Raw genomic sequence first — 19,187 nt, 5'->3', positions numbered from 1 at the left:
GGCGGAATATCGCTTTGCTCTGGACCCGATTGCGCGCTCTGTCCGCCAGTCGGCGGATAGGCAGGTATCTCCGCGCCGGGGAAGGCTGGGGGCAGCTCGCCCGATTCCACGCTCTCGCGTCCAGCTGGATCGACGGGCGATATCTTGCCCTCCTCGATCGCGCTGATCCGGTCGCCAAGAAGCGATTGGCCGTCGATAATCTTCTTGAGGTCGCCCCGCATCTTGAGTTCAAGGCTGTCGCCGCGCAGACCGGCGCCCATGTCGAGCTTGGAAGCGCTGGGCGGCAGTTCGGTCGGTTGGCTCGACCCGCTGCTTGCTGTGTACAGGCCATAGCCCAGGATCGCGATGCCGGCGGCGACGCCGGCCTGCTTGCAGCGCAGCTTCTGGGTTGCGCTGAGCGCGGCCCAATGGGTCTTGAAATCGAGCAGTGGCGCGCCGCGGGTTTTTACGCCGTCCTGTGAACTGTCGGCATCGCTCTTAGGCTTCGAATTTCGGTCGTCGTCGGACCTGGCGGTCAGATCCACATAGCCCGGCCTTCCTCTGTCGATCATGGCCGCTCTCCCCGACGAACGACAATGAGGCGCGCACTCTCGCCGGTCTTGAGGTCCGATCGATCGAGGGTCAGGGCGAAGATGGTCGAGCCCAGTTCCGAGCGCAGGAAAGAGCGCTCATCGAGAAGGACGGGCTGTTTTGCCGTCACCGAATATTCGGAGGCTGAAAGGCCGGCGCCATCGATCTGGATGGCCTTTCGCTCGACGATGGTGAGATCGGGAAGAGTGGTGATCGCAATCGTTCCGGCTCGGGGCGCCGTCTCGGCGAAACTGGCCGGCAACCGGTCTGCGAGCAGCGAAAGGGTGATCGACACCGCGCGCTCCTCTTCGACGAGGGGACCAAGAAGCTCCCTATTCGCCTGGGCGCGCTGGTGAGCGCCGGGGACAAGGGTGACGGTCTGCGCCGGAATATCTGCTGGCTCGGCATAGAGCGGATAAATAGCGCCGTTGCAGGAGACGAAGAATTCCGACGGGGCGGTCACATAGCTGCGCGTGATCTGCCCCTGATCGTCGCTTTCCTTGACCAGGAATTTGATCCAGGCGTCGGAGCCGGCCCGCTCAACGGCGATCGCTTTCTCCGCGGAGAATTTGACGTCCTCTATGTCGCCCCCGACGCAGATCAGATGATTGATGTCGCGGTTGGAGAGGCGCAGCGTGCTCGTCTGGTCGGGCAGCGCAGCGACAGGCTGCGACTGGGCCGCCGCGACCATGTGCATGCCCGACAGGCCCAGGACGACGGCGAGCGCGCCGAAAGCTTCAGCGTTCAGCATTGAAATTTTCCTCGGTAAGAGCGGTCAGCCAGAAGCGGCCATTGTCGAGCGCGAAGCGGATACGCAGCGTGCCCCGAAATTTGCGGATCACGCCGCCGATCACCCGGACCTTTTCGACGGGGACGGCGATCTCGCGGTCGGTGTAGACGATCGGCTGATCCGCCCGGATATAGGTAGCGATCGAGAGCGTCGGATTGTCGGCGAGCTCGTCCAATATGCCGTTCAGACTGTCGCGCAGCGCGTTATAGGCTGACGGGTGGGCGAGGGTCAGGAGTTCCTGGAACTGCCGATCGGCGGAATAGGCTGAATAGGTGCCCGACAGGGCGACGATGTTGCGGGTGATCGTGCGCAAATAGGCGGAGGACGGCTTGTTGCCCGTCACATAAAGATCGCCTGACGCGCCGAACGGAATGACGATCGTCCGCTGGTTCTGGTTCGAGCTATAGATGACGATGCCCAGCACGCTGGTGACGCCGAACAGGCCCACCACCGCGAATTTGAGCAGGCGGTTTTCCTCGAAGAGATTGGAGGAGCCCTGAAGATAGCGGTGAATGCCCCAGCTCGATGGCTTGCCCATGAGCGGGTCGGTGGCTTGTCCGGCTTTCTGTCTGGAAAAGATCATGGGATCGGCTCCTCACTCGAAGAAGCGGGTCTGTGTCGGACCCGGATAATGTGCGAAGCGCAGGAGCCCCCAGCGCCAGGCCAGATGAGGAATGAAGCCTCTCGGCTTGGTCCGCTTCCAGGGAATGAAAAGGAGAAGGGAACAGATGAGCGCCCAGCCGATCACTCCGCCGACGATCACCGCGACGAAGATGGTGGCCATCACCAATATGAATTCATCGGAACCGAACCAGAGGATCTGGACGGGGCGGTGAAGATATTGGGGAAGACGCTCATCCATGTCCCTTCTCCTCCTGCTTCACGACACCCCGCAGGGCATCGTTCCGGGAACCGACCATCGGCTCCGGTGGGTGTTGCCGGCCCGGATTGTGGTCCGCGCTGGCGTCGTCAGACAGGTGTCAGATGGTCATGCCGAAGGTCTGGAGGATCGAATCCGCCTTGATGAGGCAGACCGCCGCCACGATCGTCGGGATGCCGATCATGATGTTGGAGAAGAGACGCGAGACGCCGAAGAGAAAGGCCGCGACTCCTCCCACGAAGCCCAGTGGTCCCTTGACGCCCTGGTTCACCACGATGTCGTAGATATCGTAGCCAAGATCGCCCTGCGCCGGCGCGGAAAAGGCATGGGCCGCGCTGCCGACAACGGCCAGCAGCAGGAGGGCCACACCATAGTCCGCGGCCGACGCCAGCCGCTTTCCCAATCGCATATTCATGAACTTACCTCCGTTGAACCGGGTCGTCCTCAAAGTGCCTGCCGGCCTCGATCGTGATCGCTGTCGGCCGATGACCCTGCTGGACGGCCCAGGAAGGGCAGCGCCATCGGCATTCCGGTCCATGTCGCGGGCGAGGCGGTGTCTCCGTAGATTGCCTCCGACCCGTTCGAGATGGCCGCCATAATTCTGGAGAGACGCCGGGCCTGGCCGGCAGAGCTATTTGCCTGCATGGTCCTGGCCTTGCTTTTGCTGAAGCCAGCCCTCGATCTCGCCCTGCTGGAAGCCCGAGATGAGCTTGCCGTCGAGAATGAGCGTCGGCGTGCCCGAAAGACCGATCCCCTTGACCGCGGCATCATGGGCGGCAAGGCGCGCATGGCCGTCGGGGCATTGATCGAGCTTCGCTGGCGCCGTGCCGCCATAGATGGCGCGGAACGTCCCTTCGCTGTCCTTGGCGCAAAGGATATGCTCGGCCTTGGACGCTGCGGTGGGATGGATGCCGCTCACGAAGAAGATGACCCGTCGCACAGGCTTTCCCTCGGCCGCCTTCGTCGCCCAAAAACGATCCAGGGCGCGGCAGTAGGGGCAGTCGGGATCGGTGAACTCGATGACCTCGGGCGCGCCGGGTGGACCCACGATGAGTGCTTTCGATCGATCTATAGCGGCGATCCGCTTGCGGGCAGCGGCATCCTGCGCGAGTGCCGTCACATTGACGCCGCTGCGATCATAGATGGCGGCAAAGAGGATATGCTCGCTCTCGGGCGCATAATAGACCATGCGTCCGCCGGCATTCGCCTGATAGATCGGTCCCTTTATCGGCGAAGGACCAAAATCCTCGAACGACAAATTGGTGAAGGTCTGTTTGAGCTGCTGCTGCGCCAGCGTTGCCGCCTTCGAGAGCGCCTCTGTTGATGGTTCCTGGGAGAAAGCGCTCCCAACTGTCGCAAGCGATCCAAGCAGGATCAGGCCCCACAGGGGCTTAGCGCGCTTCATGAGCCGCCTCCTTCCGCGATGCGGACGAGCCGTTGAGGAGCGGCAGCGAAACATGGGCACCGAGCGTGAAAGTCAACCGCTGCTCAGGCTCTTGCACGCCGGCAGTGCGAGACGTCTCTCGGATGGCAAAGTCACCGCCCTTAGCAGCGATATGCTGGAGCGGCGCGCTGAGGGAGGTTGAAAATCCATCCTCAATATTCAGCCCTGGCCGGGATGGTGTCGCCGCTTGCATTGGAAGTGCGGCTGACACCAGATAGGTAAAGGCAATAATCATCGCGAACTCCCAATGTTGGGGGAAGCGCTCCGCCTTACTGTCGACCGACTATGGCGACCTCGTGGCATCTGCGCTTCGCATCTTGTCTCGATGACAGGTGGATGATCGAACGGAACCATCGCCGCAATCACGGGAGCATTTAAGTGCGCAAAGCGCATTTTCCTGCTCAATGCGCACTACAGTGCCCATTTCGCGATCACGCTTTCCCCAAAGGCGCACCGGTCTAAGTGCGGATCCATCTTGCATCGCGTGGTGAAGCGAGGCGTGCCCAGCGACTGCGAATGGCGATAAAGCCGTTGATTTCCCCGGCCAAGACTCGCCGGATCGGCGATTGTTTCTGTTGCGGTGCGGCGAGGGCTGCCTATTGTCCGGTCACAGGGATGCCATGGCGGGCTTATTCTCCAAAGAGGGGAGCACATGTCACCAGACAAGGCGACAGCGCTAACGGACAGTCCGCTTCTCAACTTCGTGAAGGAGTTGTCCGGACGACGCATCGAACAGGCGCGCAGACGAAACGGGATCACGCAGGTGCAGTTCGCGCGCGAGATCGGCATTAGCCGCCGCTGGCTCCAGGAAATTGAATCGGGAAACCCCAGTTCCCGGCTCGATTTTCATGTTGTCTGCGCTGAACATCTGCAGCTCAAGACAGGCTATATCTTCTTTCCGTTTCTATTCCGTGGGCACCAGATGGAGTTTCCTCGCGAACTCACATACGGAGATTTCGAAGAGATCGAGCGCGAATGCATCGACCTCTTCGTCAGGCGAAAACTCTCCCGCATGAAGCAGAAGCTGACGCCGCGCTGGTGGTCCCCGCAGCGAACCGAAGGGGCGTGAGGCATCAATGCCCGCGCTCGAGCCGATCACGCATGATCGCATTTACCGGACCATCAAGGCCCATATTCTCGCCGGCCAATTCTCACCCGGCGCCAAGCTGACGGCGACAAGGATTGCCGGCCAGCATGAAGCAAGCATCACGCCCGTGCGCGAAGCCATCTATCGCCTGGTTGGCGAAGGTCTCGTCGAAATGACGCCGGAAGGCTTTCATGTGAAGCCGAGCAGCCGGGATATGCTGCTCGACATTCTCGACCTCAGCCAGAAGCTGTTGGTGGTGGGTCTACAACGCTGGACCGGGCCGCCGCCAATGAGGGACGACGATCAGCCGCGTGCTGCTACGCCCCTTGCTGAGGAAGCCGTGCAGCTACTCGAAATGGTTCTCGTCAATCTCTTTGCCGCCTCCAATAACAAGGCGATCCTGGCCTGGGGCGAACAGGCGAATGAACGCCTGAGATGGATTCGCACCTATCAGTGCCGCGGCAGCAAAAGGGCTCTGCTGGAATGCGTTTCCATTCATAAACTTGCCGAGCAGCGCGATCGCGCACGTCTTGGGCGACAACTTCTGGCCCATCATCGGCGCTGCGCGCGCGCGATCGTCCAGCATTTTTTGTCGAGCGACCAGCCTGTTCAGACCGGAATCCCCGACGCGAGCCACAAAATCTAGCGCGGTTCCGATCCCTTGCGCCGGATCGGCGCTTTATGAACTGCGATATATATCCTTCGCCGACCTACCTTCTAATGGCCGCGACATTGCGGCGGTTATGAGGAGTGCAACGATGCGTGACGAAGAGACGGTCGGCCAGTCCGACATCATCGAACTGGGTTCGGTCACCGAACTGACCCGTGGTCCTTTTGGTGTCCAGGAGGACATTCTCACCAACCAGGCCCTGACGAGCATGGGCCTCGCCGACGAATGATGGAAGGGGGCACGCAGCCGCGTGCCCCTTTTCTTCAAAAGGAGGGTGCTGTGGGATTTGTCTTGGCGGATGGTCTCTCTTATGGCGTCGGCGCAAACAAGGCGATTTTCCTGGCCCTCGCCAGCGATCGCTATTTCTGCCTGTCGCCGGAACTCAACGACGCATTTTTGGCGTTTGCGGACGGGCAAATCGTCGATCAGCACCATATCGAGACCCTGATCGCGGACGGGATCATTTGCGATACGACCGGCGACCATGACATGCGCCCCGTCCGCGTGCCGGTGGCGGAGCGATCGCTCGCCACCCGCGCGGCGCGTTATACCATGGCCGTTCGGTCGCCCGTCGCCTTGCTGGATCGCGTCTATGTGAAACGGGTGCTGGCCAAGAAAGGCCTTCCGCGATTGCTCACACGGGATCTGAGCAATCTCCTTTACGAACGAAGCGACCGTGGAGCAGAAGATATCGCAGAGATTGTCGAGGCGGTTCACGCCGCAGGCCGGATTTTCGGCGCGAAGGATCAATGCCTGTCGCAATCCTTGCTGATCCGGCGCCAGATGCAACGCTGTGGCTATGGCGCGGCCCTCGTTTTCGGCGTTCGGCTCCTGCCCTTCGAGGCGCATTGCTGGCTTCAGCGCGGTGTCACCGTGCTCGATGACCATCATGAGCATGTCGTTCAGTTTACCCCGGTTTTCGCGTCATGATGGCGCAGCGCTATTTGGTCGTGTCGGACAGACTGCCTGGCGCGGAAGGTAGGATCGCGGAGGCCGGGCTGCGACCGGTTTACGCGAGCGAACGATTGGCGATCGGCATTGAGTCTGGTCTGCCCTTCAGGCTTCTGCCGGGCGGGGTGGGTGTGATTCTGGGCGCCTTCTTCCCTCGCAAAGGTCGCGAAAGGACGCTGGAAAGCCTTCTGAATTGGAAGGCGACCGGGCCAGCGGAAATGCTCGAGGCAATCAGCACCCATTTCTGGGGCTCCTATGTGCTCGTGTGCGACAGCGCGAATGCCGAAGGTCCGTTGGTGGCCCGCGATCCTTCGGGCGCGCTCTCTGCCTATTACAAGGCTGAGCCGAACGGACTCCGCATCAGTAACGATGTCAGGCTGCTCGGTGATTGCTTCACGATCGCCAGCGACCGGGTCCGCGACCTTATAGCGTCGGACGGCTACTATGCGGAAGAAACCTGCCTTGCGGGCATATTCGATTTACGGCCGGGCATGGTGCTCACGGAACTGGCCAGCCAACCCGTCGAGCGTCCATTCTGGTCGCCCTGGGACTATTGCCCTGATTCGCGCGATCATGGAGAGGCGTATGTCGGTTCTACCGTCAGGGAGGCGGTGTGCGATACGGTCGCCACGCTCTGTGGCACCTATGAACGCCCGCTCGTCTTTATGTCAGGAGGTCTCGATTCTTCGGTTGTTCTCGCCGCGCTACATGCCGCTGATCGTGCCGCTCATTGCCTGACCACCTATACCGCCGACCTGTCAGGAGACGAACGCGGTTTCGCACGAATCGTAGCCGACGCCCTCGACTATCCCTTGGCGGAGCGTTTTCTCGACCCTTCGCTGGTGGACTTCACAACCTGCGTGGCCCCCCATCTTCCCCGGCCCAAGAGGCGTCCTCTTTTTCAGGCGATGGGCAAGCTGGCTGCCCCCATCGTCAAAGAGATCGACGCCGATATTCTCGTAAATGGAAGCGGCGGCGACCAGGTTTTTTGTTCGAGCCAGTCGATGAACGCGGTGATCGACAGTCTGAAAGCGCGCCGATCCCTGCTCGCTACGATGGCGACGTTCGAGAATATCTGCGAATTGACGGGCTGCTCGGTGGGTGAAGGTATCAAAGGCATTTGGAGGCGCGTCCGGCGGTCGGCTCGCCATGCCTGGGGGATCAACACGGATCTGCTGGCCCAGACCGAAGAAATCCGCCTTCCGCGACATAGCTGGCTCGATTGCCCAAGGGGCACGCCTCCGGGGAAGGCATTTCATGTGGGTATGCTTCTGCGCGTCCAGGAGAGTATCGAAAGTCCGTTCGATGCTGACGGCCCGCCGATGCTCAATCCCCTGATCGCGCAGCCGGTCGTCGAAGCCTGTCTTGGCATACCGAGCTGGGCCTGGGTCCGTGGCGGGCGCAATCGTGCGGTCGCGCGTGAAGCCTTTTCGTCGGCCCTGCCGCCAGCGATTGTGAATCGAAAAGCAAAGTCCGGCCCCACCAGTTTCTCTTCCCAGCTCCTGTCGAAATATCGCTCGCAGATGCGGGAAATGCTGCTCGGCGGGATCCTCGCCGAGCAGCAGGTGATCGATGTGAAAGCGGTTTCCCAGGCTTTGGACAATGTCATGCAGCAGAGGGGGCCGCGGAGCCTGAGATTGCTGCAACTCGCCGACACCGAAGCCTGGTGCCGGCATTGGTCGAGCCTCCGTTAGAATGTCATCTCTCGGTCAGCCCGCCTTCTTCTCGGCGACGGGCTTCCTGTCGCGCAGCAGCGTCCATCGCTTTGCCGTCTCCGCATCGCGTGGCGGGATCCCCTTCAGCCAGAAGTCGAACCAGGCGATATTGCGCTCATAGACGGCGAGGCGGTGGGCAGCCTGCCATTTGATGTGCTGCTCGTCCGGGAAGACATAGGCGTCGACCGGTTGGCCAAAAAAACGCAGTGCCCGGATCGAGACCAGGGAGTGCAGATATTCGGCGTCGGCAAGATTGAACAAAATGGGCGTGGAAATCTTCGCGGCATTGCGGGAAACCGACATATTGGCCCAGAAAGGCTGATCATTGGTCGACAGGAGCGGGTAGCCACCTGCCTCGAAACCCTTTGCGCCGCGTTCTCCGAGCAGCGCCATCGAACTGATGGGCTCTTCACAGCAGTGACTGACGGACGCCGCGGCGAAGAGATTGCTGTTGATAAGCGAGAACCACAGAATGGACGCTCCTTCGCTCAGGCCCGTGATGGCCCTCCGCGTCGGATCGGTCAGGCCGAGCCGCTCGACCATCGCGATTCCCGCTTCCAGGGAGGATTGGATGCTGCGCCGGTTCGCCCAGTTTTTCCGGTTGATCGCATTATATTCCGCCTGTGAGCTTGTCTTTACAAATGATGCAACGTGTCGGGGTTCATCGAAGCTCAGAACCGCATAACCCCGTGCCGCCAGTGGCTGGATCGGATATTCGTCTCCAGTGCCCCCGCGAAGAAAGCCGCGGCTGCGATAGGTCGTGACAATCAGTGGAAGCTTCTCACCCTTCCGGCTTTCCGACGGAAGGACAAGATCGCCATAGGTCTCGATGCCGCGATCATTGCTCCAGAAGAGCCGCCGGACCGGACCCAAACGGAACTGTTTGAATTCGGGGTTCGGATCGAAGACGAGGCTTGGCGCACCTGTTTGCGGATTGAGCCTGATGATCCTCCTCGGGACGGTCGCTTCCTCCTGTGCGCAGACCAGCATATCCTGGGCAGGTTCGCAGCCCAGGAGGAGACCAGCGGTTCGGAAGCGCTCGATCACCTTGCCCTTGTCGATCCGCCAGAGATACAGCGCCATGTCGCCATTGGCGCGGCCTACACGCCGGAGGAATAGAAGAGATTGGCGGTCGGCAGCCTGCCATGCTGCGAGAATTCGTCCGCTGCAGGCGGCATCCGGGCAGCTTCGAGTTATTCCCGCCTTCCGGGCAAGCTCCTCAATCGACACGGCCGCGCCCTGATCAACAATGACAAAGGGCAGCCAATGTGGAGGCGGCGTTGGCGCTCTACCGACGTCCTCAGGCTTCGTGAAAGAAGCTGTCGGGAATGGGCTGACCGGGATGGCTTCATGACGCTGGGGAAGGGGCGCAACGAAAAATGGTCGGTCTCCCGTGACCGGGACAAAGCGATCGTCAAGATGATAGCCTTGGCGGGCCTCCTGTGCATCGGCGAGCTTGAGCGCAGTCAAATCTTCGAACGTCACATCGAGAACGGGGGCATTGTCCGCCCATTTTACTCCCACCACATTGGATGGTCCCGTCGCGACGGCGCGCGATCCACCGCCCGATGGGTCAGCAACCCAAGCCTGGACTTGTCCGTTCACCTGTTTGAGGAACGCCAGCGAACGTCCGTCGGGCGACCACTCGGCTTTGATGGCCTTGGCGTTGCCCGAAGGATAAGGCCCAAGCCCCCATTGCGGATCGTGCCGGAGGATCAGCTCGCCACCGCGATCGACAATGCGCGCTTCTCCATGCCCGTCAGTGGCCATCACGATCATGGAAAGGCAGTAGCTGTTGCTAACGGGATCCGCTTGACGGATCTGGAAGGCAACTTGCCTACCGTCAGGCGAAACACTTAAGCCAACATCCGATTGCGAATCGGTTGGTTCGCCGAAATCGCGCAGACGCGCAAGATCGTCCGATGTCATCAACCGGGTGCCGGTGGTCGAAACACCCCCTTGAGGAACATCCGTGCAGGCGGGCTGCGCCGGTGCGGAAATCGCCGACGCTGCGATCGCGAGAAGGAGACCTGTCACCAGCTCTTCTCCACGGTGAAGCCGACATATCGGCCGATGGCGGAATAGTTGGTGGAATCGAAGGCAGGGACAAAGGCGCTCGCTGTTCTGATACGATCGGGCTTGGCATTGAAGATGTTCATGACCGACAAAGCAAAGCTGATGCCCGGAAGCGTGGTCGAGTGCGGCTCATAGCGGATATTGGTGTCGACCGTGGTCATGGATGCGACCGTTTCAGTGCTGCCAAACCGTCGGTCTTCAAGGCTGTCAGTATAGTTCACATAGCCCGCGAACATCAGCTCGCTTAACTGCCAGGCTACACCACCGCGCGCGCGCCAGCTTGGCGGACGGAACACCGTGCCGGCGAGTTGCTCCGGGGTCTGACCCGGCAAGAGCTGTTGGCGACTCTGGAGATAGGATAGCGACCCTGAAAACTGAAGATCGCCCATATCCCTGGTCTTGAGGTGATATTCCAGGGCGAGATCGACACCCTGGATTTCCTGTCGAGCCGCGTTTCTGCTTCTGTTGTCGATGATATAGGCAACCCTGGCAGGGTCGAACGCAACGCCGGCATTATTGAGCAAGCCGCCAGTCGCCAGTGCAAGGGCACTTTGAACCTGCGCGATTGTCGGATCAACGGTGATGAGCGCACTATACAAGGGGTTCGACAGCGCGCCAACGCGGCTTGCAATCGGGGTTACAACCCGATCTTTGTAATTGGTATGGAAATAGCTGAGCTCAACCTTCAGCCCAGGAACGAAATGCGGCTTGACGGTGATACCTGTGGACCAGGTTTCCGCTTTCTCAGGCTTGAGATCGAGATTGCCGCCCGTCAATTGCAGGACCGTATCGCCTGCTGAACCCGTCGCGCTATAATAGCTCGGCAGATCGATTTGCCCGCGCTGGGTCAGATAAAGTTGGCGGAAGGTCGGCGCCTTGAACGATTTGCCCCAACTGGCGCGGAAGGTCACGTCAGCGACGGGAGCGTAGACGACGCCAAGCTTCGGCGTGGTGACATTGCCGATAGCCCGATATCTTTCATGTCGCAGTGCGCCGATCAGCGTCAGGCGTTCGATCCCTGGAACATCATTGTCCGGTGAGACGAGGGGCAGATTGGCTTCAGCGAAGACGTAGCTCGATTTCCGGGTTTCATCGAACGTCGTTCCGGGGATGATCGCGCTCGAAGTGACTGTCCGAAGCCGGGAGTCGAGGCCGTTTTGGCGAAATCCTCCACCCGCCGCGATCTTCGCGTCGCCGCCCGGGAGTTTGAACAGACTGCCCGCCAGGTTCAATTCGCCAAGCAGGATGTTATTGGCGTACCGCGCCTCGCTGGTGCTAACTCGCACGCCGCCGGCATTATAGCCCGTCGCGACACTGCTCTTGTCCTCGCCATAGGTGCCAGTAACCGAGACCGACCAGTCCTTTGCAAAATCCCATGCAAGCCGGGGCGTGATGACGAAGGATGACAGGCGGGACGACGTCGGAAGGCCCGACTGGCGATAGTCCGCCGTCGGCGTGAGGGCGGTCGCAAAGAAGGAGGTGCGATGGTTGTACAGGGCATCGAGATCGAAGGTCAAAGCGCTGCTGATTTGCTGATGCCCGGTCAGGGCAATGGCATAATGCTTCTGCTCAGGAAGCAGGGTTGTGCTGTGATTGAGGTTGCTCCCATAGCTTCGTTCGCCGGCCTTGATCGACGTGTTCCGACCGGTCTCTGCGGTAATGAGAAAGCCGCCATTGTTCCACCGGGCACCGGTGACCGCGGAATATTGCTGTTCGACATCACCTCCATCCGTCGCGGCTCCAAGCCGGGCCGATATATCGAGCCCTTGGAAGTCGCGTTTCAGGATGACGTTCACCACGCCCGCGACGGCGTCCGAACCATAGATAGCGGATGCGCCCTCTGTCAGGATTTCCACCCGCTCGACGGCTGCCATGGGGATGGCGGAAATGTCGATGGACTCGATCCCGCTATCATAGGCCAATCGCTTTCCATTGAGCAGCGTCAAGGTCGCATCCGCTCCGAGACCCCGCAAATTTACGCCGGTCGCGGAATTCACATTCAGGTCGGCGGCGGTCGGACTGCCCGCAAGCACGCCGGGATTCTGGCCCCCGTTGAAATTCTGCGGCACCGAGCGCATGACGTCGCCCAGCTGATACTGGCCGGCATCGCGCATCGTCTCCCGGGAAAGCGTGATGACGGATGCGGAAGGCTCGGCACCGGCGATCCGCGTACCAGTGACGATGATCGCCTCCGAATGGCTATTGTTCTGGCCAGCTCCCGCAGCGCGGCCGCGCCGGTGAACCACGGCGCTGCCTTGCGCATATTCGATCTGAAGCGGAGATTTCTGTTCCAACGTGGCAAGAGCCTGCGGTCCCGTCATGCGTCCCTTGATGGGAGGGGCGATCAGATCTCCCATCTCCTGCGCGTCATACAGAACCTCCAGGCTGCTGGCCTGCGCGATGGCCCGCAGGGTGGTTTCCATCGGCTGCGATGGAAGGTCGAAATCGGCAACGCTATCCTGTTGTGCCGACGCGACGGCGGGAAATGCCGCTGCAGGGATGCACGCCGAGGCGAGGAGAGTCGGCAGCAGTTTGCGGGTAATACTCATAAAGCCCCCTTTGACCCGGCTTGTACATTTTGCCGGTTTCGTGGGGGCTTTCACGCCTCAGCGAGGGGCACCCCTAAATCAGGGGTGAAATTTTCTCTTGTCCTGCCGCTGCCGCAAAATGATCCGCTCCTTGCCCGCCTCGCGCTCCAGATCAAAAAGAGCTGCGAGCTTCATGCTCAACGCTTCTGTGTCCTTGAGCGAAAATATCCCGGACACCCGCAGCCGTTCTGTTTCGGCGTCGCCGATGTCGATCGGCACACGGGCGTAGCGATTGGCCTCAATCACAACATCTACCAAAGGCACGTCATGAAACTCGCCTTTTGCCTGCGTCCACAAATTCGGTTCGCTATCACCAATGGGTCGCGGCGCTTCCAGGTGAGGGGCAAAGGCCGTCTTTTCCCCTGGGTGCAGTCGTTGACGAGAAGTCGCTCCAGAGCTGGCCACGGTGACATCGACCGCGCCCCGGAGCAGAGCAACCGACACTTTTCCGCCTTCAGCGAGACGCACGTCGAAAATCGTGCCGCGCGCGGTTACTGTTCCCGCGCCGGCAGCCACGTTGAAGGGGCGGTGTTCATGCGCAACCTCGAACCGGGCACGACCGCGGACAAGTCTGAGGCGCCGGTCGCTTGCGGTGAATGCGACCTGCACCTCGCTGTTCGTGTCAAGAAGGATGGTCGATCCGTCTGGAAGTGCGATGCTCCGTATCTGGCCGACGGCGCTCGCAACGGTGAAATGATCAGGCGCTCCATGCTGGAGCTGCCCAGCCTCCTGGCGGTCGAGCACTGCATGAAACATCACCTTTGCCGAGATTGCGCCCAGCCCGATGAGGAGCGCGATCATCGCCAGACCCTGCTTGCCGGGGCGGGACCGGGGCTTTTCGCTTGCTACACTGCCATCAGGATCATCCACTCTTCCACTGTCGGTGAATATCTCCGATACCTTGTTATAGGCGGCCCGGTGCAATGCGCCGCGGGCGAGCCAGGCTTTGAAATCCGACTCATGCGATTTGGCATCAGGACCGCGCATTTTGGCAAACCAGTCTGCGGCGTCGTCATAGAGCTGATTGCCCAGAGGTGCGATCGGATCCGGTCTCTCTTCGGTCATGCCTGATCCACTCCTCTCACAAGCGCCTTCAATGCCGATGATATGTGATACTCGATCGCCTTGACGCTCAGATTCATCTCCTGCGCTATCTCGATATAGGTTCGACCGCCCAGGCGATGCATCAGGTAGATGCGTCTGGTTTTCTCGGGCAGTCGGTCAATAACGCTTTGATATTGTCGCTTCACGTCTTCTGCCTCAAGGTTCAGTGACTGCTCTGGTGGCGACGCGAACGCCCTGCCTTCATCGATCGGTGCGTCGCTGACAAGGCGCCTCCATCTGGCATCGCGGCGCGTCCTGCTGATGAGCAAATTCCTTGCGATCCTGAACAAATAGGGGAGGGGGTCCCCCTCGATATTGGCGCGGGACAAATGGAGAAATGCGTCATGCATCAGGTCCTGGGCCTCGGCTTCGTGGCGCGTTCGCCGCGCGAAAAAGCGAATGAGGCGGTCTGACTCATGCCGATAGAGCGCCTCGATCGAGGCAACTGACACGGGATTGCGGTCTCCACTCCCGCCTTGAACTCTGTCACTCATTGCCTGGACACTTTCCAGGCACTGCATCGCTGCCCAAAGTCGGGCAATTGCGAGAGATGAACATGGGATAACGCTACATGCCGACACGAACCATCCGGAAAACCGGACCAGTCCGCACACGCTGTTGCCGCCGTTCGCTCTGCGCTATCAGCGCTGGGCTTTGATCCGGTACGGCCGCTCGGCCGTCATGGACGAGCGTGATTGATGCCTGACGAGAAAATCTGCGAGAGGTCGCCGGCAGTCCTGTCTCGCTTCCTTGAAGTCTGCATAGCGGCACGGCGCTGTCAAGGGGAAGGGCAGGATCTCCTGTCGTTGGCCATGACGATGCATTTTTGCTCCCCGAGCCCAGTAAAGCGGCCCGGGGAGCCTTTCGGATCAGCCGTTGAGCTTGTCCTTGATCGCCTTGGCAGGCGTGAAACCGAGCTTACGCGATGCAGCAATGCTCATCGGTTCGCCGGTCCGCGGATTGCGGCCGTCGCGTGCTGGGCTCGCCTTGACCTTGAACTTGCCAAAGCCGTTGATCGAGATTTCTTCGCCCTTGGCGGCAGCAGTGGCGATCGCTTCAACAAGACCGTCCAGAATTTTCTTCGTGTCGGTCTTGGTGACGCCCTGGGTAGCGGCAACCGCCTCGACCAGCTCAGTGGTATTCATCAGCTAACTTTCCCTTTTGTAGGAAGCGTAGCTCATGCCGTGAAGGCGCCAGCCAGTCGATAGGTAAATGCGTGCCGTACTGGCGGGCGCATCCCTGTTTCACGATTAAATCTGGCTTCGAAATGCTTCGATCAAGGCCATCTGTTCGTCTCCCAGGGCGTCCACAGCGCCGCCATATTGGCGCTCGCCAAGCAGCTCCGACGGGCACCGTCCTTCGACATTGCCTAGATTGGGCCGATGAACCTGATAGCCGATCAGGCGCGCCAGATCCGGTGAAAATCGCTTTGCCATTTCGGGCGGGTAAACGAGCGTCTGGATTTCATAGGGTTTGAGCCACCCCAGCGAATAGCTGACGATCATCCCGCGGCGCGCTGCCCTGGTTCGGTTCGCGCCGCCACAATGCAGCGTCGATCCCAGAAACAGGAGCGCGGAACTTGGGGCGATCTCCAGCGACCCCCCTTCGTCCGGATCGATCAGATCTTCGTCGCGCCGACGATGGCTGCCGGGCCAGAGGATGGTGGACCCGTTTTCTGGTCGATAGGGTGTGAATGGCCACATCACATTCACCAGATACTCCGCTTCATGGTCGCTGGGGAGCATCCGGCTGACCGGCCACATATCCTGATCGCGGTGGGGCACCTGTTGCTCGGCGCCCGGCCGGATCTCGATCGCCTGGGTGAGGTTGAGCTGGATATTGTCGCACCATGGGCCCAGGATATTTTCGACGATTTCGAGAATGAGCGGATGCTGGATGAAAAGGCCGGCGAACGGCGATCGGTTCAGCAGACCGCCAAACCGTACCGTGTCGGCCCCATAGAAGGGACCTTGCGACACCGGCGTCGCTGCAAAGCTGTCGCCAAGGTCACAAGCGAGGCCTTCCACCATCGCTGGCGGGATTATGTTCTCGACTAGGCAGAAACCTTGGCTTTTCAGAGCATCGAGATGAGGTCCGGCGGCATGGCCAATGCGTTGGTGTTTCACTGGACCCCTCCCCGATCAAGCGAGGGGTCGAACGAGGTCTGAACGGGTGTTTCATCCCAGGTTCCCGCCTGCGCCATGAGGCGGGGCGTGTCTTTATTGATCGCGATCTCCAGCGCGCCGACCATGCCGCCGGGGTCCATCTGCGGAAGACCCAACACCTTGCATTGCCAGCCATAGGCCATGACCTCACGCATATACCAGGCATGGGTCACGCAGCAGAAGGCGCTGATCCCGTTATGCAGCGCGAACTGGACAGCCGATGTCAGCAGGCGATTGCGGACGCCGCGCCGTTCCACCGCGCGGATGCGCGGACTGAGGCACAAGCGGGAAAGTTCCCAGACCGCTTGCGAGCTGGGTGCTCCGGTGTCGCACAGATGGTCGAAGAAATCGCCGATGATCGTGGGCCGGTTGGTGGGCAGCAGACGCATCGATCCCAGATGGGTGCCATCCGGCAGCCCGACGATCAGGTAGATTGTATCGGGACCGTCAAACTGGTCGATCTCATACTTGCCGTCCAGGGCTGGTAAATCCCAACCCAACAAGTCGATGAAGACCCGCTTTCGATCCCGATACATGTCCGCCATGAGCGCGTCGGGCACGCGCGCAGGTACACCCTGTTCAAATGACAGCATCATGTTCCTCCTGTGTGTGAGACAGGCAGGATGCGAAGGATGGCGATTCCACTCAATCACCCGAACGGGGGTGTTTTAGGACATTCGCAACATGTCCCAATAGCTCGCTTGCCCTTCGAACAGGGCGCGGACGACGAGTTGGATTCTTCGCGATACGTCACATTTGCGCATCGCGTTTGAAAGATGATCATCGATCGTATCTTCTGAGAGGCCGATGATCTTGCCGATTTCCCAGCTGGTCTTGCCCGTTCCGACCAAAACTATGCAGTCGAGCTGCCGCTGGGTAAGTTGCGGCATCCTGGGAGCAGATACCGCGTCCTGATTGGTGATCCTGCGGGCGACTTCGAAGCAGAAGGTGGCGATCAGTTGAGCGCTTCCGATCAGGTCTGAGGTGATTTCGACGGGGCGGTCGCTGGCAAAGGAGCAGGTTCCACGATATTCGCCCGCCAGTGGTGGAACAGGAACGGTAAAGCCGTCCCGCAGCCCATGCGCCCGCGCCTGGTGCAAGATCCGGCGGTGCCGCCGGTTGAGGCGAATGATGTTGGGTACCTCGCGCCAGCTAAAGCCAGTCAAGCGACGATGGCTTGCCGTCAGGATCGGGTCGTCCTGAAAATAGCGGTTCTGCAAGATTTGCTCCATCCAGCCATCCTCATAACCCATCAATGTGATGGCATGCGCCGGCGGGCGCGCCAGATCGACATGATGAAGCAGGGCATATTGGTTGAAGCCGAGGGCTTTCGTCATTTCACGCAGCATTTCGCGCAGTCCGGCTTCGTCCGTGATCTCGCGGCAGCCGTCGATAAACTCGATCATTCTTGGTGACATGAGCATTGCTAAATCCCCTGTTGTCTAAGACTAGCTAAGCATTCGCGACCCCTCCATTGGCGCGCAGCTGCCTCCAATCACCCCCTTTCGGGTAGTAGGTGGACGCGCCGCCGCGTGAAATATTTGTGACAGTTTTGCGAAGGGGTGAACATAGATGGGCGGATCACGCAGCAGGGATTTTTTCGCCATATCGGCGAGACTTACAGGGATTTCGGGGGTTCGTGTCGTCTTGGCGTTTAGGGGGCTCTCGCCTCGTCTTCCTGGTTCCCCTCCAAGCGCTTTTCTCGCCGGTTTTTACAGGTGATCCTGTGGAACGGAACGAACCCGGACGGGGAAATGCGCGGCGCATCGAAACGTGCTTGACCCTGATAGCCAACCGTCAACTGATAGGCAGGCATATCGGGTTTGATTTGTGCGCCGATCCCGCCTGGGACATGTTGCTGGACCTTTACATCTCGGAGAGTCGCGGTCGCGACATCGCAATATCGAGCCTTGCCAGCGCGGCCAACGTTCCTCCAACGACTGCGCTTAGCTGCATAAGGACGATGCGGGAACGTGGGTGGGTCTACCGTCAGTCCGATCCGGGAGACGGTAGGCGGATCTATATCCGGCTGACGGACAAGGCCCATGTTGCGCTGGCTGCCATTCTGGATGGGATGGCGGATCGGACGAGCGAGTCCTGACGGTTCTGGCCCGTTGGCGGGAGAGGAGGGGGAGGAAGGGTGCGAATTCAAGTATCAGGAGTTCGCAATGTCATCCCAAGCCTTCCCCAGCAGCGCGGCGCGCTATGATGAACCTGTTGGCCCAGCCGGCACCGAGATCGATGTCTTCACGCTTCTACGAGAGGTTCGTTCGGCTTTGCAGGTGGCGCCTATACGCCAGTTTGGTCCACACCGCCGACGTCGAAATGCCGCACTTGCTCGCAATATCGATGCCTACCTCCAGAGAGATGAGCCGACCCCGCTTGCTCTCGCTGCGGAGGCGGCAGCCCGTTTTACGGGCACGCCCGTTGGCGTCATGGTGGATTCCGGTGAAACGCATATCGTTTCGACAACTGCCGGGGTCTGGCTTCGCGCGCGGCTCCTCGTCGACTGGGACGCGATCCTTCCCCTGCTGGCAAATTTCGTCAGCTCCCGCTATGCTGGCGCAATCGCAGCGTTACCGGAGACGGCGCGACAGGTATTTATGCTGCACCGATTTGGCGGTCTCGACCTCGGCGAAATCGCCAGTCGCTTCGATCATGATATATCGACCTGTGAGCGCCTGCTTGCCCAAGCGCTCGCCAATATAGCCCGAACTATCGACCATATTGAGCAATAGGGATCATGCATCGAGCGTGGCATCCGCGTGCGCCGTTGGCTTTTAGTCCGCTTTCTGATCGGGCTCTTGGCTTGCGCGGACAACGTCGATGGCATGCTGCAAGCGCATTGCGCCAAGACCATCGTCGATCGCTTCTAATTCCGCCAGCGCCCGCTCCATCAGCCTGATCGCGCTTGATCGTCTTGCGGCAGCATCTTCGCTTGCGATCATGTGAATTTCCCCTGCTCTCAGCCGGCGGCACGCCTTGCTCAATGAAGGATCAAGGCGTGCGGCCCCTGAGAACCGGTTGTGGTTTAGCTGAGGTCTTTTCTCTCCTGCAAACAGGCGCACGATGGTGCTGCACGATGAAGGGAGATGACACGATGACGAAGAAGATCACGAACCCCGAGATACTGGCGATCCGGGCAGC

At 60.2% G+C, this 19,187-nt stretch carries 22 protein-coding genes and 1 pseudogene; 7 read left to right on the top strand and 16 right to left on the bottom strand.

The window, feature by feature from the left end:
- From CG471_RS23890 to CG471_RS30325, 7 genes and pseudogenes are all read right to left on the bottom strand, one after another.
- Positions 1-551 (bottom strand): annotated as a pseudogene (locus tag CG471_RS23890) (conjugal transfer protein TraB); the annotation flags it as partial.
- A complete protein-coding gene (locus CG471_RS23885) occupies positions 548-1,267 on the bottom strand; it encodes a type-F conjugative transfer system secretin TraK (protein WP_099234001.1) in 720 nt (239 codons plus the stop codon). The pseudogene CG471_RS23890 and the gene CG471_RS23885, both read right to left, overlap by 4 nt.
- A 40-nt stretch (positions 1,268-1,307) precedes the next feature.
- Positions 1,308-1,943: a TraE/TraK family type IV conjugative transfer system protein gene (locus tag CG471_RS23880; RefSeq protein ID WP_099234000.1), complete on the bottom strand. Its 636-nt coding sequence runs from the start codon at positions 1,941-1,943 to the stop codon at positions 1,308-1,310.
- 12 nt (positions 1,944-1,955) lie between these two features.
- The gene (locus tag CG471_RS23875) at positions 1,956-2,222 is read right to left on the bottom strand and encodes a type IV conjugative transfer system protein TraL (protein WP_099233999.1); all 267 of its coding nucleotides are present in this window, start codon (positions 2,220-2,222) and stop codon (positions 1,956-1,958) included.
- Positions 2,223-2,340: 118 nt separating this feature from the next.
- On the bottom strand, positions 2,341-2,655 hold the full coding sequence (locus CG471_RS23870) for a hypothetical protein (RefSeq protein ID WP_099233998.1): 315 nt from the start codon (positions 2,653-2,655) through the stop codon (positions 2,341-2,343).
- Positions 2,656-2,871: 216 nt separating this feature from the next.
- Positions 2,872-3,645 (bottom strand): DsbC family protein, encoded by a 774-nt coding sequence (locus CG471_RS23865; RefSeq protein ID WP_099233997.1) that lies wholly within the window; start codon positions 3,643-3,645, stop codon positions 2,872-2,874.
- Positions 3,632-3,919 (bottom strand): hypothetical protein, encoded by a 288-nt coding sequence (locus CG471_RS30325; protein WP_037485283.1) that lies wholly within the window; start codon positions 3,917-3,919, stop codon positions 3,632-3,634. Before CG471_RS30325 ends, CG471_RS23865 begins: the two co-directional genes overlap by 14 nt.
- 417 nt (positions 3,920-4,336) lie before the next feature.
- Between CG471_RS30325 and CG471_RS23860 the strand changes: the two genes are divergently transcribed.
- From CG471_RS23860 to CG471_RS23845, 5 genes are all read left to right on the top strand, one after another.
- Positions 4,337-4,753, top strand: coding sequence for a helix-turn-helix transcriptional regulator (locus tag CG471_RS23860; RefSeq protein ID WP_037485280.1), 417 nt, complete (start codon positions 4,337-4,339; stop codon positions 4,751-4,753).
- A gap of 7 nt (positions 4,754-4,760) precedes the next feature.
- A complete protein-coding gene (locus tag CG471_RS23855) occupies positions 4,761-5,417 on the top strand; it encodes a GntR family transcriptional regulator (RefSeq protein ID WP_051585580.1) in 657 nt (218 codons plus the stop codon).
- 112 nt (positions 5,418-5,529) lie between these two features.
- Entirely contained in the window at positions 5,530-5,670 is a 141-nt protein-coding gene (locus CG471_RS30785; RefSeq protein WP_180275791.1) for a hypothetical protein, read from the top strand.
- A gap of 50 nt (positions 5,671-5,720) precedes the next feature.
- Complete coding sequence (locus tag CG471_RS23850; RefSeq protein ID WP_037485278.1) at positions 5,721-6,371, top strand: lasso peptide biosynthesis B2 protein; 651 nt, start codon at positions 5,721-5,723, stop codon at positions 6,369-6,371.
- Complete coding sequence (locus tag CG471_RS23845) at positions 6,368-8,086, top strand: asparagine synthetase B family protein (RefSeq protein ID WP_099233996.1); 1,719 nt, start codon at positions 6,368-6,370, stop codon at positions 8,084-8,086. The genes CG471_RS23850 and CG471_RS23845 overlap by 4 nt, the downstream gene beginning before the upstream one ends.
- A gap of 15 nt (positions 8,087-8,101) precedes the next feature.
- Here the strand turns inward: CG471_RS23845 and CG471_RS30320 are convergent, their stop codons facing one another.
- The 8 genes from CG471_RS30320 to CG471_RS23800 all read right to left on the bottom strand — a co-directional run bounded on the left by CG471_RS30320 (position 8,102) and on the right by CG471_RS23800 (position 17,446).
- Entirely contained in the window at positions 8,102-10,144 is a 2,043-nt protein-coding gene (locus CG471_RS30320; protein WP_143560269.1) for an Atxe2 family lasso peptide isopeptidase, read from the bottom strand.
- Positions 10,141-12,732 (bottom strand): TonB-dependent siderophore receptor, encoded by a 2,592-nt coding sequence (locus tag CG471_RS23830; RefSeq protein WP_099233993.1) that lies wholly within the window; start codon positions 12,730-12,732, stop codon positions 10,141-10,143. Before CG471_RS23830 ends, CG471_RS30320 begins: the two co-directional genes overlap by 4 nt.
- 78 nt (positions 12,733-12,810) lie before the next feature.
- On the bottom strand, positions 12,811-13,836 hold the full coding sequence (locus CG471_RS23825) for a FecR domain-containing protein (RefSeq protein WP_037485273.1): 1,026 nt from the start codon (positions 13,834-13,836) through the stop codon (positions 12,811-12,813).
- The gene (locus CG471_RS23820; protein WP_180275790.1) at positions 13,833-14,369 is read right to left on the bottom strand and encodes an RNA polymerase sigma factor; all 537 of its coding nucleotides are present in this window, start codon (positions 14,367-14,369) and stop codon (positions 13,833-13,835) included. Before CG471_RS23820 ends, CG471_RS23825 begins: the two co-directional genes overlap by 4 nt.
- Before the next feature lie 375 nt (positions 14,370-14,744).
- Positions 14,745-15,020 (bottom strand): HU family DNA-binding protein, encoded by a 276-nt coding sequence (locus CG471_RS23815; RefSeq protein WP_037485272.1) that lies wholly within the window; start codon positions 15,018-15,020, stop codon positions 14,745-14,747.
- Positions 15,021-15,125: 105 nt separating this feature from the next.
- The gene (locus CG471_RS23810; protein WP_099233991.1) at positions 15,126-15,905 is read right to left on the bottom strand and encodes a phytanoyl-CoA dioxygenase family protein; all 780 of its coding nucleotides are present in this window, start codon (positions 15,903-15,905) and stop codon (positions 15,126-15,128) included.
- A 92-nt stretch (positions 15,906-15,997) separates the two neighbouring features.
- Entirely contained in the window at positions 15,998-16,636 is a 639-nt protein-coding gene (locus CG471_RS23805; RefSeq protein ID WP_099233990.1) for an acyl-homoserine-lactone synthase, read from the bottom strand.
- Between the two features lie 72 nt (positions 16,637-16,708).
- Positions 16,709-17,446 carry a LuxR family transcriptional regulator gene (locus CG471_RS23800; RefSeq protein ID WP_051585566.1) on the bottom strand — a complete coding sequence of 246 codons (738 nt, stop codon included), beginning with the start codon at positions 17,444-17,446 and terminating at the stop codon, positions 16,709-16,711.
- Positions 17,447-17,892: 446 nt separating this feature from the next.
- Here CG471_RS23800 and CG471_RS31850 point away from each other — a divergent pair, with 446 nt between their 5' ends.
- Together CG471_RS31850 and CG471_RS23790 are read left to right on the top strand one after the other, a co-directional pair.
- A complete protein-coding gene (locus tag CG471_RS31850) occupies positions 17,893-18,141 on the top strand; it encodes a winged helix DNA-binding protein (RefSeq protein ID WP_223308146.1) in 249 nt (82 codons plus the stop codon).
- Positions 18,086-18,778 carry a sigma factor-like helix-turn-helix DNA-binding protein gene (locus tag CG471_RS23790; protein WP_081796339.1) on the top strand — a complete coding sequence of 231 codons (693 nt, stop codon included), beginning with the start codon at positions 18,086-18,088 and terminating at the stop codon, positions 18,776-18,778. Before CG471_RS31850 ends, CG471_RS23790 begins: the two co-directional genes overlap by 56 nt.
- A gap of 42 nt (positions 18,779-18,820) precedes the next feature.
- Here the strand turns inward: CG471_RS23790 and CG471_RS30780 are convergent, their stop codons facing one another.
- A complete protein-coding gene (locus CG471_RS30780; RefSeq protein ID WP_180275788.1) occupies positions 18,821-18,988 on the bottom strand; it encodes a hypothetical protein in 168 nt (55 codons plus the stop codon).
- Between the last annotated feature and the right edge of the window lie 199 nt (positions 18,989-19,187).

The sequence above is a fragment of the Sphingobium sp. IP1 genome (assembly GCF_002708645.1).
Classification (GTDB): domain Bacteria; phylum Pseudomonadota; class Alphaproteobacteria; order Sphingomonadales; family Sphingomonadaceae; genus Sphingobium; species Sphingobium yanoikuyae.
The sequence above is the reverse complement of the archived record's forward strand: the minus strand, read 5'-3'. Positions and strand labels throughout refer to the sequence as shown.